The 13,927-nt window shown below is 71.8% G+C and carries 10 protein-coding genes and 1 tRNA gene; 3 read left to right on the plus strand and 8 right to left on the minus strand.

Annotated elements, in window-relative coordinates; all coding sequences use genetic code 11:
- The first annotated feature begins 80 nt into the window (after positions 1-80).
- Positions 81-914, plus strand: coding sequence for a hypothetical protein (locus EAO76_RS25965; protein WP_148838379.1), 834 nt, complete (start codon positions 81-83; stop codon positions 912-914).
- 83 nt (positions 915-997) lie between these two features.
- Here the strand turns inward: EAO76_RS25965 and EAO76_RS25970 are convergent, their stop codons facing one another.
- From EAO76_RS25970 to EAO76_RS25995, 6 genes are all read right to left on the minus strand, one after another.
- The gene (locus tag EAO76_RS25970) at positions 998-1,315 is read right to left on the minus strand and encodes a hypothetical protein (RefSeq protein ID WP_148838317.1); all 318 of its coding nucleotides are present in this window, start codon (positions 1,313-1,315) and stop codon (positions 998-1,000) included.
- A gap of 194 nt (positions 1,316-1,509) precedes the next feature.
- Complete coding sequence (locus tag EAO76_RS25975; protein ID WP_148838318.1) at positions 1,510-2,397, minus strand: Bax inhibitor-1/YccA family protein; 888 nt, start codon at positions 2,395-2,397, stop codon at positions 1,510-1,512.
- 167 nt (positions 2,398-2,564) lie between these two features.
- Positions 2,565-2,906 (minus strand): metalloregulator ArsR/SmtB family transcription factor, encoded by a 342-nt coding sequence (locus EAO76_RS25980; RefSeq protein WP_148838319.1) that lies wholly within the window; start codon positions 2,904-2,906, stop codon positions 2,565-2,567.
- A 229-nt stretch (positions 2,907-3,135) separates the two neighbouring features.
- Positions 3,136-3,564, minus strand: a complete 429-nt coding sequence (locus tag EAO76_RS25985) for an ATP-binding protein (protein WP_148838380.1) — start codon at positions 3,562-3,564, stop codon at positions 3,136-3,138.
- Positions 3,565-3,819: 255 nt separating this feature from the next.
- Positions 3,820-5,910, minus strand: a complete 2,091-nt coding sequence (locus tag EAO76_RS25990; RefSeq protein ID WP_148838320.1) for a SpoIIE family protein phosphatase — start codon at positions 5,908-5,910, stop codon at positions 3,820-3,822.
- 352 nt (positions 5,911-6,262) lie between these two features.
- Positions 6,263-6,348 (minus strand) — tRNA-Leu (locus EAO76_RS25995).
- Between the two features lie 503 nt (positions 6,349-6,851).
- Here EAO76_RS25995 and EAO76_RS26000 point away from each other — a divergent pair.
- A complete protein-coding gene (locus tag EAO76_RS26000) occupies positions 6,852-7,622 on the plus strand; it encodes an ABC transporter ATP-binding protein (RefSeq protein WP_148838321.1) in 771 nt (256 codons plus the stop codon).
- 70 nt (positions 7,623-7,692) lie between these two features.
- Positions 7,693-10,221, plus strand: coding sequence for an ABC transporter permease (locus tag EAO76_RS26005; protein ID WP_148838322.1), 2,529 nt, complete (start codon positions 7,693-7,695; stop codon positions 10,219-10,221).
- A 251-nt stretch (positions 10,222-10,472) separates the two neighbouring features.
- Here the strand turns inward: EAO76_RS26005 and EAO76_RS26010 are convergent, their stop codons facing one another.
- The gene (locus EAO76_RS26010; protein ID WP_148838323.1) at positions 10,473-11,777 is read right to left on the minus strand and encodes a cyclopropane-fatty-acyl-phospholipid synthase family protein; all 1,305 of its coding nucleotides are present in this window, start codon (positions 11,775-11,777) and stop codon (positions 10,473-10,475) included.
- A gap of 321 nt (positions 11,778-12,098) precedes the next feature.
- Positions 12,099-13,484: an NAD(P)/FAD-dependent oxidoreductase gene (locus EAO76_RS26015; RefSeq protein WP_148838324.1), complete on the minus strand. Its 1,386-nt coding sequence runs from the start codon at positions 13,482-13,484 to the stop codon at positions 12,099-12,101.
- Positions 13,485-13,927 lie beyond the last annotated feature (443 nt).

Raw genomic sequence — 13,927 nt, forward strand, 5'->3', positions numbered from 1 at the left:
GGTAGGGGACAAGCTGAGGTAGGAAGTCGGGGGATCGATTGAAACCGGGAGTATGTGTGAGCGCCATGCCTCTTGCCCTGTTGCTGACCACCGCCGCCGCCACGGCCGTGGGCGCTGCTGCTCTGCACGCTGCTCACGGGCTGCGCAAGCAGGTCTCGGCCCTCCGTACGGAGCTGGCCGCGGCCCGCGTCCACGGCGCCGTCGTGCCCGCGCAGAACCGCGGTGACATCGCCACCCCCGTCGCCGAGATACGCGCGGCCGTCGCCGAGGCGCTCGCCGAGGAGCGCGAGCGCGAACTCGCCGAGGCCCGCGCCTTCTGGGCCTCCCAGGAGGCCCGTGACGCCGCCGACGCCCCGTCCCTGCTGGGCGGTCCGGTCGGAACGGGCGAGGAGGGGCCGTTCTTCATGCCCCGCCAGGCGGACTTCGCGGGACTGGACGCGATGGACCTCGACGCCACCGAGGCCCTGGAGGAGCTGGCGGAGCTGACCGGGCTCTCGGACATGACGGAGCTGACCGGGGCCACGGAGTTCGCCGAGGACTCCCCCGAGCTGGCCGCGGCCCGCCGCCGCCACCCCTCGCACCCCGACTTCGTACCGGTGCAGACCCCCGTCGTCACCGATCACGAGCGCACCGTCAACCGCCTCGAAGAGCTCGCCGACAGCCGTACGGAGCTCGCCGACGTGCGCCCCGGCCCGCTCGGCACGCTCGATGTCTACGTCTTCGTCGACGGGACCACGCTCTGCATGACCCCGGGGCACCGCGAGACGGCCGAGCGACTGTCCGAATCGCTACTGGCGGGCGAGCACCCGGTTCTGCTGGGCGGTTCCGGCGTCTCCGGCGCGTACGCGCTGACGTTCTCCTGCGGCAAGGAGAACGTCTACATCCTCGCCGACCGCGTCATCGCCTCGTTCTGACACCTGACGCCTGACACCGCGGCACACGGGCGGAACGGCTCCCGCCGGCCACCGGCCATCGGCCACCGGCCACCGGCCACCGGCTAGGCGAACGCCCGCTCTGCCGCCTCCATGACGAATCGCACGGCCTCGTCGAGCTCGGTCGACGAGGCCGTTTCCAGTGCCACCGCCAGATCGCGCCCCGCCACGGCGAGCTGGTCGCCGACCGCGAAGACCCCCGCGTCCGGCATGGTCCGGGGCTCCCGGTCCGGCGCCTCGATCCTCTGGGCCCGCAGCGCCAGCTCCCTGGCCGCGGCAAGCGCCTCGGCGGCGGCTCCGCGCTGGAGACGGCTCTGCGGGGCGGCGCGCAGCCGGTCGGCGAAGCGGTCCACGGCGGTGATCAGCGGGGTCGTATCGAGCACCCCGCGACCCTACGCGCCCCGGCCGGGTGCCCGCCAACGAGCCGACGCCTCCCCTCATGAGAAACACGAGGGGCACGAGGGGCACGAGAAACACGGCAGGAAACACGGCGGGAAGCTCGGGAAACGGGAACGGCCCGCAGGCACWGTGCCTGCGGGCCGTTCCCGTCGTACGGGTGCTGCGGTTGCTGCGACGGTCAGTCGTCGCCGCTCAGGATGGAGAGCAGACGCAGCATCTCCAGGTAGATCCACACCAGGGTCATGGTGAGGCCGAAGGCGGCCAGCCAGGACTCCTCGCGCGGGGCGCCGAACGCGATGCCGTCCTCGACCTGCTTGAAGTCCAGCGCCAGGAAGCAGGCGCCGAGGATGATCCCGATGACACCGAAGAGGATGCCGAGGCCACCGCTGCGGAAGCCGAGGCCGTCACCGCCGCTGAAGACGGCGAACAGCAGGTTGACCACCATCAGGAGCATGAAGCCCATGGCGGCCGCCATCACGAAGCCGTAGAAGCGGCGGGTCACGCGGATCCAGCGCATCTTGTACGCGATGAGCACACCGGCGAAGACACACATGGTGCCCATCACCGCCTGCACCACGACGCCCGGTCCGATGTACGTGCTGACCGCGCTGGAGATCACTCCGAGGAAGACGCCCTCGAAGGCCGCGTACGAGACGATCAGCGCCGGGACCGGCTTGCTCTTGAAGGACTGGACGAGCGACAGGACGAACGCCACCAGCGCGGCGCCGATCGCGATGCCGTACGACTTGCCGAGGTTGGCCGGGTCGACCGGCAGCAGGGCCCAGGCGGCCGCGGCGCCGAGCACCACGGTGCCGAGCGTGATCGCGGTCCGCGTGACGACGTCGTCGATCGTCATCGCGCCGGAGCGCGTCGGCGCCTGCGGGGCACCGTACTGGGTGTCCGGCTGGGCGTAGGGGTTGGTGGCGTACGGGTTCGCGGCGGCGCCCTGCGCGTACGGGTTGGTGCCCGCTGCGGGGGCCCCGGCCTGCGGCGCCGCGTTGAAGCCCGCGTATCCGTTGTCGCGGCTGAAGCCCCGTCGCGAGAAGACCGGGTTGCTGCTCCTCATCTCACTCCTCCATGGCCACCCTGCGTGGCCTTCCCACAAGAGTAATGGGTAGGCAAAAGAATCAGACTAGTGCTTGGGGAGGATCTTTACGGAAACGATGAACGGGTCGTCGCGCGCGTGGCGGGCCCCGGACCCGGCGGAATCCGGGCCCCGGGCCGTTCCCCGCCCTAGGGGCGGTCCGGGTCGGCCGCGCGCAGGTCGGCCAGCAGCTCGGCCTGGCCGGCGAGGACCCCCGACAGGATGGTCCTGGCGACCCTCAGCAGCTCCGCCACCTGGGTGTTGGCCAGCGAGTAGTACACGCCCGAGCCCTCCCGGCGCGTGACCACCAGGTTCGCCCGCCGCAGCACGGCCAGCTGCTGCGAGAGGTGGGCCGGCTCGACGCCGATCTCGGACAGCATCTCGGACACCGCGTGCTCCCGCTCGCTGAGGAGTTCCAGCACCCGGATCCGCACGGGGTGACCGAGCGTCTTGAAGAACTCGGCCTTCAGTTGGTACAGCGGAGCGCTCATCGCAGCGGCCTCACGCACCCGGTACCGGCCGTCCGGCCGGTCCGTCGTGGTCGTACGTGTCCCGTGCATCGCGTCCACCCAAAACTCTTCGCCATGGGGCCATCCTCGCGCGCCCGCTCCGATGTGCGAGCCTCGCGAGTTGCCGACATCGACAATTCGTAATGTTCTGGCGGCAGGTACGGGACGAAGTGCGGAGGGGCCGGGCGCCGGGTCTCGGCGCGCTCCGCCCTCACCGCAGGGGCACGGTGATCCAGATGCTCTTGCCCAGCCCGTCCGCGTCGTCGCGCACGACGGCCGTGCCACCGAGGGCCAGCGTGAGTTCGGCGACCGTGGCCAGGCCGCCGCCGGCCGCGCCGGCGGCCGGTGCGTGCAGGGCGGGCCGGTACGGGTGGCGGTCGTGGACGCCGAACGCGAACGTGTCCGGGCCCGCCGCGTAGAGCACGGTCACGCTCGGGGACAGCACGGCCGCGTGCCGGACGCTGTTGGCGACCAGCTCGCTGAGGATCAGCAGGGCCGGGCCGACGCCGGGGTGGTTCAGGCCGATGCCCCACTCGACCAGCACCTGCTCGGTGGTCTCGCGCGCCGTGCGGACGGCGGCGCCCATCATGGGCAGGGTCAGCACGTGGCGCAGGGGCAGGGCTTCGAGCCGCTCCGTCATGAGCCGTACACCCGCCAGGAGCACGAGCCGCACACCCGCCAGGAGTCGGACACCCGCCGGAAGGACTCGGGCTGCGCCCGGTACAGCGGAACCGGCACGACCACGGACCCCCTTCGGCCCCGGGGTTCCGGGGCGTCGCTGGACACCGGCACGCCCGCGGACACTTGCCGACACACCGAGCACAGCATGTAATTAATTGCATAATTTTGCAATTCACTCATACCGGGGCCGTGTCCGGCGCGGTCCCCGCGACGCTCAGTCCCGGTCGGGGGTGAGCTGCGCGATGAGCAGGGCGACGTCGTCGTCGTGGCCGGGGTGGCGCAGCACGGTCAGCACCCGGTCGCAGGTCGCCTCCAGGGAGGCGTGGGGTTCGGCGAGCAGGCGCAGCAGGGAGCCCAGGCGGGCGTCGATGGACTCGTCACGGGTCTCCACCAGCCCGTCGGTGTAGAGGACGAGGCTGTCCCCGGCCCGCAGGTCCAGGGCCGCGGTGCGGAAGGGGACGCCGCCGACGCCCAGCGGCGCCCCGGTGGGCAGGTCCAGCAGCCGGGGGGCGCGGCCGGGCCGGAGCAGGACGGGCGGCGGGTGGCCGGCCAGCGCGACGCGGTACGTGCGGCGGTGCGGGTCGAGGGCGGCGTAGACGCAGGTGGCGGTCATCTCGTGCAGGTCGGCGGTGACGCGGTCCAGGTGGTGCAGCACCTCGGCGGGGGCGAGTTCGAGTCCGGCGAGGGCGCGGGTGGCGGTGCGCAGCTGTCCCATCGTGGCGGCGGCGTTGATCCCGTGGCCCATCACGTCGCCGACGACGAGGGCCGTCCGGCCCTGCGGGAGGGGGATGGCGTCGAACCAGTCGCCGCCGATCCCGCTGGCCGTCTCCGCCGGCTGGTACCGGTAGGCGATCCGCAGACCGGACGGCTGCGGGGGCCGGTGCGGGAGCAGATGGCGCTGGAGGGTCAGGGCGGTGCCGTGCACGTGCTGGTACCAGCGGGCGTTGTCGATGCACACGGCGGCGCGGGAGGCCAGCTCGCAGGTCATCGCGACGTCCTCGTCGTCGAACGGCCGCGGGTCCCGGGTGCGTACGAGGTCGAGCACGCCGAGGACCTGCCCGCGGGCGATCAGCGGCACGGCCAGGTAGGAGTGCACACCCGCCTCCTTCATCAGCTCGACGGCCTTCTCGTCGCGGGCGATGCGGTGCAGGTCCCGGTCGGCGACCTCGGCCACGAGGACCGGGCGGCCGGTGGTCACGCAGCGGGTGACCAGGCGCTCCGCCGCGTAGAGGGCGGTCTCCCCGGGCGGGTCGGCGGCGAGCATGCCGGGGCTCTCGTGGCCGGCGGCCACGGCCAGGGCCCGGAAGGCGTGCGGGCCCCGGTCGAGCGGGGCGGCCGGCTCGGAGGCGGCCAGGACCGAGTCGAGGACGTCGACCGCCGCGATGTCGGCCAGCTCGTCCACCACCACCTCCGCCAGTTCGCGGGCGGTGAGCTCCAGGTCCAGGGCGGTGCCGACCCGCTCGGAGGCGCGGGCGATGACCGCCAGCCGCCGCCGGGCCTCGGCGGCCTCCAGGGACGCCCGGTGCTGCTCGGTCACGTCCGACACGATCATCGTGACGCCGATCAGCCGCCCGCCGGGGTCCTCCAGCCGGTAGCACGACATCGACCAGGCGCTCTCGTGGCCGGGGTCGGCGGGGGAACGGCCGGTCATGAACCGGTCGCGCACGGAGACGCCGGTGGCCAGCACCCGGCGCATGGCGGACTCGATCCCGTCGCCGTCCAGGAACGGCAGCAGTTCGCGGGGGCCTCGGCCCAGGTGCTCGGCTGCCGGTCGTCCGGTGATCCGCTCCAGCGCCGGGTTGACCAGCAGGAGGCGCAGCTCGGGGTCCAGCACGGCCAGCCCGAAGGGCGACTGCGCCACCAGTCGGGCGTGGAGCGCCAGATCGCGCTCCACGCCGCGCAGCGTGGCCTCCTCGCAGACGATGCCCAGCGCGTACGCGTCGCCGTGCTCGTCCAGCAGCCGCATGTTGCGGAACTCCAGCCGACGGGTGGAGCCGTCCTTGTGCCGTACGGGGAAGACCCCGGCCCAGGTGCCCTTCCCCGCCATGACGGCCGCGAACAGCTCCACGACCTGGTCCACGTGCTCCTCCGCGACCATCAGCGCGGCCGCGTACTGCCCCAGCGCCTCCTCGGCGCTCCAGCCGAACAGGTCCTGGGCCTGCGGGCTCCACAGCGCGATCCGCCCGTCGGAGCCGAGCACCACCGCGGCCACACTCAGCGCGTCCAGCAGACTGCCCGGAGCCGACGGGGCGTCCTTCTCCGCCTCCGCCCCGGTCTCCACCCGCCACGCATCCGACGCAACCATCGAACGACCCTCCTTGCCCGCTCCGGCGACCGTCCGGAGCGGGGCGGCTCCGCGCCTCGCCCGTCCCGCGCAGCCGTCCTCCCATCGTCCCCCCGCACCCCCGCCCCGGCAGCTCAGCCACCGCACGGCGGAAGCGGCGGAGGGCGCGGGGGCGGCGGGTACGGTCACGCGCCGTGACTCCCGCACGCCATGGGTTTCACACGCCACGGGTTCGCATGCCGCGGGTTTCACATGCCATGGGTTTCACGCGCCGCCGACCGGGCACGCGCCGTACGAGGAGGATTCCCGTCGCCCGTCCGTACGGGCCCGGGGGCCGGGGGCGGGAGTGCGTCCGCCTGCGCCATGTGCGTAGTGGTGCCCGGAACCGGACTCGAACCGGTACGCCCCCGAGGGGCAGCGAGGTTTAAGCTCGCCGTGTCTGCATTCCACCATCCGGGCCTGGCGCGTTGGCCATGACCCTAGCCGGGGACTTCCCCCGAACAGCGGATCAGTGGCGCGATGTTGTCTTATTTTATTGATCGTTTGAGGGGGCGTCAGCACTCGTCGAACGACATCGCCACATGCCTGGGCGGGGTAGCGGGCACGCGGGGCGTGATTCCGGATTGACGTAAAGTCGCCGCACCCGGACGGCGCATCCGCCGGGTGCGCGACGGGGGCGCCGCCGGGGCGGCCCGAGGAGCGGGGAAAACCCCGGGTGGAGCGCCGGGCGAAGGACCGGCCGCACGGCCCCCGGTACCGGGCCCCGTGGTCCCGGGGACGGGTGGCCTCGGGGTCCGTGTCATACCGCAGGAGGAGGCCGCGGGCCCCCCGGTGCGACTCAAGACGGCCCCAGGAACGGGCACGGGGACTGACGTCCGGCGGCGGACCGGAGGTGACGATGGAGGGGTTCCGATCCACTCCCGGACGATGCCTCGGCCGGAGCCCCGAACCAGGAGATTCCCGTGACCACCATTTCCACCGCACACCGCGTCACCACGGTGGCCGCCCGCGCCACGGATCTGTCGAAGGTCTACGGGGAGGGCGAGACCCGGGTGACCGCCCTGGACGGGGTCACCGTGGACTTCCCCCGCGGCGAGTTCACCGCGATCATGGGCCCGTCCGGCTCCGGCAAGTCCACCCTGATGCACTGCGTGGCCGGTCTCGACAGCTTCAGCAGCGGATCGGTGCGGATCGGTGACACGGAGCTGGGCTCCCTCAAGGACAAGCAGCTCACCCAGCTCCGCCGGGACAAGATCGGCTTCATCTTCCAGGCGTTCAACCTGCTCCCCACGCTGACCGCGTACGAGAACATCACGCTCCCCATGGACATCGCGGGCCGCAAGCCCGACGCCGAGTGGGTGCGCCGGGTCATCGACATGGTGGGGCTCTCCGACCGGCTGACCCACCGGCCCACCGAGCTCTCCGGCGGACAGCAGCAGCGCGTCGCGGTGGCCCGTGCCCTGGCCTCGCAGCCGGAGATCATCTTCGGTGACGAGCCGACCGGGAACCTGGACTCCCGCTCCGGCGCCGAGGTCCTCGGCTTCCTGCGCAACTCGGTGCGCGAGCTGGGACAGACCGTGGTGATGGTGACCCACGACCCGGCCGCCGCCTCCTACGCGGACCGGGTCATCTTCCTCGCGGACGGCCGGATCGTCGACCAGATGCTGCACCCCACCGCGGACGGGGTCCTCGACCGGATGAAGGCGTTCGACGCCAAGGGCCGCACCAGCTGACCCCCGCCCTCCTCCGCGTCCTCACCCGAGCCCTCGCCCGGAACCCCTCCCCATCCCAGGACTGACAGACATGTTCCGTACCGCCCTGCGCAATGTGCTCGCGCACAAGGCCAGGCTGCTGATGACCGTCCTCGCCGTGATGCTCGGCGTGGCCTTCGTCTCCGGCACGCTGGTCTTCACCGACACCCTCGGCAACGCCCTTCGCAACCAGTCGGCCAAGAGCTACGACGACGTCGCCGTCGCCGTCACCACCTATGCCGACCGGCAGGACGAGAAGGTCCCCGGCATCACCGCCGCCACCCTGGAGAAGATCCAGCGCCTGGACGGCGTCGACACCGCCACCGGCCGGGTCTCCGGCTTCGCCGGGGTCGCCGACCCCGACGGCAAGCTGATAGGCAACGGCTGGTCGAACACCGGCGGGAACTTCTTCCCCGGCAAGGACGGCAAGGACCGCGCGTACACCTTCGTCGAGGGCACGGGTCCGGCCTCGGCCGACCGGGTCGCGCTCGACAAGGAGACCGCGAAGAAGGGCAAGTACCAGGTCGGCGACCGGGTCCGGGTCGCCACGAACGGCCCGGTGAAGGAGTACGTCCTCTCCGGCGTCTTCACCACCGAGGACGGCGCGGTCAACGCCGGCGGCAGCCTGGTGCTCTTCGACACCGAGGTCGCCCAGAAGCTGTACCTGAGGCCCGGCGTGTTCCGGGACGCCACCGTGTCCGCCGCTTCCGGCGCCTCCGCCGACAAGCTGCTGTCCGAGGTGAAGCCGCTGCTGCCCGAGGACGCCGAGGCCAAGACCGGCCAGGACCTCGCGGACGAGCAGGCCAAGCAGATCGAGAGCGGTCTGAGCACCATCAACACCATGCTGCTCGCCTTCGCCGGCATCGCCCTGTTCGTCGGCATCTTCCTGATCGCCAACACCTTCACGATGCTGGTGGCCCAGCGCACCAAGGAGCTGGCCCTGCTGCGCGCCGTCGGCGCCTCCCGCCGCCAGGTCAAGCGCTCGGTGCTCATCGAGGCCGCCGTGGTCGGCGCGATCGCCTCGGTCATCGGCTTCGCCCTCGGTCTCGGCCTCGCCACCGCGCTGCGCTCCGTGATGGGCATGTTCGGCGGGAAGATCCCGGCAGGCCCGCTGGTCGTCTCGCCCACCGCGGTCGGCTCCGCCTTCGCCGTCGGCATCCTGATCACCCTGCTGGCCGCCTGGCTGCCCGCCCGCCGGGCCGCCAAGATCCCGCCGGTCGCGGCGATGAGCAGCGTGCACGCGACGGCCACCGTCAAGTCCCTGGTGCTGCGCAACTCGATCGGCGCGGTGCTCACCCTGCTGGGCTCGGCGGGGATCGTGGCGGGCGCCGCCAAGTCCGGTTCGGCCGGACGGACCCTCATCGCCGCGGGTGCCTTCCTCGCGCTGATCGGTGTCATCGTGCTGATCCCGCTGCTGTCGCGGCCGGTGATCGCGCTGGTCCGCCCGATGCTGAAGCGGCTGTTCGGGGTCTCCGGCAAGCTGGCCGCGCAGAACGCGGTCCGCAACCCGCGCCGTACCGGCGCCACCGCCTCCGCGCTGGCGATCGGCCTCACCCTGGTCACCGGCATCTCGGTGCTCGGCGTCACCCTCGGCCAGGCGGTCGACCGGATGACCACGGACAACGTCCGGGCCGACTACATGGTGACGATGGCGAGCGGCGACGCGCTCGACGAGTCGGCGCTCACCGCCCTGGAGAAGGCCAAGGGCGTCTCGGCGGTCTCGCCGCAGCAGGCCACCTCGATCCAGGTCAAGGACGAGTACCACTCCGCGTCCGCCGTCACCCCGGGTGCCGTGCAGCAGGTCTTCGCGATCGAGACCGTTTCCGGTTCGCTCGACGCGCTCGGCAAGGGCGAGATCGCCGTCGACGAGAAGACCGCGAAGTCCAACGGATGGAAGACCGGCGACACCCTGCCGGTGAAGTTCGAGGACGAGAAGAACGGCGAGCTGAAGGTCGGCGCCGTCTACAAGGGGAACGAGTTCCTCTCCCCGGTCCTGCTCCCGAAGGACATCGCCGACCGGCACGGCAGCCTGGCCAACATCCGGGAGGTCTGGCTGAAGATGGACGGCGGCGCGACCGAGGCCAACGAGCAGGCCCTGGTGGACGCGCTGGGCGACAACCCGGCCATGAGCATCATGGACCGTCAGGACATCCGCGACATGTTCGGCGGCTCGGTCAACCTCGCGATGAACATCATGTACGGGCTGCTGGCGATGGCCCTGATCATCGCGGTGCTCGGAGTCGTCAACACCCTGGCGATGTCGGTCTTCGAGCGCCAGCAGGAGATCGGCATGCTGCGGGCCATCGGCCTGGACCGGCGCAGGGTGAAGCGCATGATCCGGCTGGAGGCCGTGGTCATCTCGCTCTTCGGCGCGGTGGTCGGTATCGCGCTCGGCATGTTCCTCGGCTGGGCGATCGGGCAGACCCTGTCGTCGGACATCCCCGAGTACGCGCTGGTCATCCCGTGGGACCGGATCGCGGTCTTCCTGGTGCTGGCGGGGGCCGTGGGCGTGCTGGCCTCGCTCTGGCCGGCCCGCAGCGCCGCGAAGCTGAACATGCTGACGGCGATCAAGACCGAGTAGCGGTCGGGGTCCGCACACGGCCGGGGGCCGGTACGCGCAGCACGGTGCTGCGCGTACCGGCCCCCGCTCCGTCGTGGGACCCCCGTTCCGTCGTGGGCCCCCGGGGACCGGCCCGGGGGCTCGCTCCCGTCGTGGGCCTTCGTGGGACCCCGGCCGGTCCGTCCCGGGGGCTCGCTCCCGTCGTGGGCCTTCGTGGGACCCCGGCCGGTCCGTCCCGGTCCCCGGGACCGTCCCGCGGGGCGCGTGGGCGGTCAGCCGGTCGCGGACGCCGTCCAGTCGCGGGCCCGCAGCGGCATGCGGGAGGCCCCGCCCTCCGCCGGGCGCACCACGAGGATCTGGTTGACGCCGATCTTGTTGTGCTCGAAGGAGAGCGCGGAGGCGGCCATGTAGAGGCGCCAGACCCTGGCCCGCCCGTACGAGGTCATCCGGACCGCGCGGTCCCACTGCTTCTCCAGGTTGGCGACCCACCGGCGCAGGGTCAGGGCGTAGTGCTCGCGGATCGACTCCACGTCGCGGGCCTCGAAGCCGGCCTCCTCAAGGGTCGTCACGGTCCGTCCGACCGGGGCCAGTTCGCCGTCCGGGAAGACGTAGGCGTCGATGAAGTCGTCCACGTGGTACGCGGACTCGTTCCGCTCCGGGCGGCGGGCGATCTGGTGGTTGAGGAGCCGGCCGCCGGGCTTGAGGAGCGCGTAGAGGTCGTCGGCGTACTCGCGGAAGCGGACCGCGCCGACGTGCTCGGCCATGCCGATGGACGAGACGGCGTCGTACGGGCCGTCCCTGACGTCCCGGTAGTCCTGGACCCGGATCTCCACCCGGTCGGCCAGGCCCTCCTCCACGACGCGTTTCCTGGCGTAGGCGGCCTGTTCGGCGGAGAGCGTCACCCCGGTGACCCTGGCGCCGTACTCGCGGGCCGCGTGGATGGCCATCGAGCCCCAGCCGCAGCCGACGTCCAGGAGGCGGTCGCCCTCCTTCAGCGCGAGCTTGCGGCAGACCAGGTCCAGCTTGTCGCGCTGGGCGCCCTCCAGGTCGCCGCCGTCCTCCCAGTAGGCGCAGGAGTAGACCATGGACGGGCCGAGGACCAGTTCGTAGAAGTCGTTGCCCACGTCGTAGTGGTGGCTGATGGCCTCCTTGTCGCGGCGCCTGGTGTGCCGGGCGCCGACGCGGCGGCGCACCTCCTCGGGCGGCGGGGGCGGCGGGAGCCAGGGACCGGCCAGTCGCAGCAGCCCCTTGGCGAAGGCCCGGACCCGGGGGTCGCGGGCCGGGTGGACCCGGTCCGCGGCGGTGCCGGGGCGTTCCCAGATCATCGAGGCCAGGAGGTCCAGGGTCTCGTAGAGGTCGCCCTCGATGTCGATCTCGCCCGCCACCCAGGCGCGGGCCAGGCCCAGTTCGCCCGGCTTCCAGAGCAGCCTGCGCAGCGCGCGGCGCCTGCGGACGACGAGCACGGGTGCACCGGGCGGTCCTGATTCGCTGCCGTCCCAGGCCCGGATCCGGACCGGCAGCCTTTCTCCCAGCAACTCCTCGACGAGAGCGGTCAGCCGCAGCGCGGCGTCTGCCATGGCACACACCTCCGTGGTGGTGTTCCCGATGTGCCCGGGCACGCCCGGGCATGCCGCGGCCGCGCCGGGCACCGGTGGCACCGCGGCGAGCCGCATACCCGTCAACAGTCGGCGAAGCGTGCCCCATCCCGCTACCGCGCAATGGAAGGGCAAAATAGCTGCACGTTGCACGCATCCGCTGCTGCGGCGACCACCGGGTCCCCGTGCCGCGCCCCGTCGCACGGGGCCGGATACGCCGAAGGGGCCGTCCGCACCACGGATGGCGGACGGCCCCTTCGGGGTCGTGCGTGTGCTTCGCGGACGAGTGGGCCCGCGATCGGACTAGGAGGCCTTGGCCTTCTCGCCCTCGGCCTTGGCGGCGGCCGGTGCCGGGGCCGGCTTGGCGGCCTCGTAGAACTCCTCGCGCGGCGTCTCCATGGCGCCGAGCGAGACGACCTCGCGCTTGAGGAACATGCCGAGCGTCCAGTCGGCGAAGACCCGGATCTTGCGGTTCCAGGTCGGCATCGCCATGCCGTGGTAACCACGGTGCATGTACCAGGCGAGACGGCCCTTGAGCTTGATCTTCATCTTGCCCATGACGATCATCGCGACGCCCTTGTGCAGCCCCAGACCGGCGACGGCACCCTTGTTGGCGTGGCTGTACTCGCCCTGCGGGAAGCCGCGCATCCCGGAGATGACGTTGTCACCGAGGACCTTGGCCTGACGCAGCGCGTGCTGGGCGTTGGGCGGGCACCAGGCGTTGGGGTTGCCGGCCCGGCGTCCGACCATGTCCGGGACCTGGGCGTTGTCGCCCGCGGCCCACACGTAGTCGAGGCCGTTGACCTGGAGCTTCTCGTTGCAGTCCACGTGGCCGCGGGGGCCGAGCGGCAGACCGAAGCGGGCCAGCGCCGGGTTCGGCTTCACACCGGCGGTCCACACGATGGTGTTGGAGTCGACCTCCAGGCCGTTCTTCAGAACGACGTGGCCGTCGACGCAGGAGTCCATGGAGGTCGAGAGGAAGACCTCGACGCCGCGGGACTCCAGGTGCTCCCGGCCCCAGGTGCCCAGCTTCGGGCCGACCTCGGGAAGGATCTTGTCGGCGGCGTCGACGAGGATGAAGCGCATGTCCTCGCGCTTCACGTTCGTGTAGTACTTCGCCGCGTCGCGGGCCATGTCCTCGACCTCGCCGATGGTCTCCGCGCCGGCGAAGCCGCCGCCCACGAAGACGAACGTCAGCGCCTTGCGGCGGACGTCCTCATCGGTCGTCGAGTCGGCCTTGTCCAGCTGCTCGAGAACGTGGTTGCGCAGGCCGATGGCCTCCTCGATGCCCTTCATGCCGATGCCCTGTTCGGCGAGGCCGGGGATCGGGAAGGTGCGGGAGACCGCGCCCATCGCGATGACCAGGTAGTCGAAGGGCAGCTCGTAGGCCTCGCCGACGAGCGGCGCGACCGTGGCGACCTTGCGGTCCTGATCGATAGTCGTGACGCGGCCGGTGAGTACCTCGGCCTTCGGCAGGACGCGTCGCAGCGGGACGACGACATGCCGAGGCGAGATGCTGCCGGCAGCAGCTTCGGGGAGGAAGGGCTGGTACGTCATGTACGAGCGCGGGTCGACGACCGTGACGGTCGCCTCTCCGTAGCGCATCTTCTTCAGAATGCGTCGAGCTGCGTACAGGCCTACGTACCCACCGCCTACTACGAGGATCCTGGGACGCTCCGTGGTGCTCATGCCATCGAGTATCCACCCCCCTCCGGGGGAGCCCTCGTGAGCCCCTTCACAAGGTATGGGCAACCCTCTGCTACACTTCGCCGCCCGCGTGACCCAGGTCATGGGACCTCGGGGGAACCACGAGGCGGTCGTGAACGTTGTTCACCGCTTGTGAGCTGGCCCTTGGCCCCGAACGAGGGGCCGATCGCCCCTTCGGAACGCGTCTCCGTGACGCCCCGGGAGCGCTCCCCGAACAGCGCGGAACGCACCCCTCCGGGGCTTCGGACGCCCGTACGGACCGGAACCGCCCTCCGAAGGGCCGAATTCCTTGTGAAGAAGTTCACGAACTTCGTCGCGCCGGGCTGCCCGGCCCCCTCCCGAACCACCCGACGGAGACTCAGAAGTGCAGGCAGAAGTGCGCATGAGCACCTCCGCCGACCCGGCGCCCCGACCCGCCGGACACC

Origin of the sequence: Streptomyces sp. sk2.1 (assembly GCF_008120935.1) — a bacterium.
Classification (GTDB): domain Bacteria; phylum Actinomycetota; class Actinomycetes; order Streptomycetales; family Streptomycetaceae; genus Streptomyces.

Bases quoted from the DNA above. Each gene is read 5' to 3' on its own strand.
- EAO76_RS25975 (WP_148838318.1), bottom strand. From the start codon at position 2,397: ATGAGGAGCAGCAACCCGGTCTTCTCGCGACGGGGCTTCAGCCGCGAC.
- EAO76_RS25980 (WP_148838319.1), bottom strand. From the start codon at position 2,906: ATGAGCGCTCCGCTGTACCAACTGAAGGCCGAGTTCTTCAAGACGCTC.
- EAO76_RS25985 (WP_148838380.1), bottom strand. From the start codon at position 3,564: ATGACGGAGCGGCTCGAAGCCCTGCCCCTGCGCCACGTGCTGACCCTG.
- EAO76_RS25990 (WP_148838320.1), bottom strand. From the start codon at position 5,910: ATGGTTGCGTCGGATGCGTGGCGGGTGGAGACCGGGGCGGAGGCGGAG.
- EAO76_RS26005 (WP_148838322.1), top strand. From the start codon at position 7,693: ATGTTCCGTACCGCCCTGCGCAATGTGCTCGCGCACAAGGCCAGGCTG.
- EAO76_RS26010 (WP_148838323.1), bottom strand. From the start codon at position 11,777: ATGGCAGACGCCGCGCTGCGGCTGACCGCTCTCGTCGAGGAGTTGCTG.
- EAO76_RS26015 (WP_148838324.1), bottom strand. From the start codon at position 13,484: ATGAGCACCACGGAGCGTCCCAGGATCCTCGTAGTAGGCGGTGGGTAC.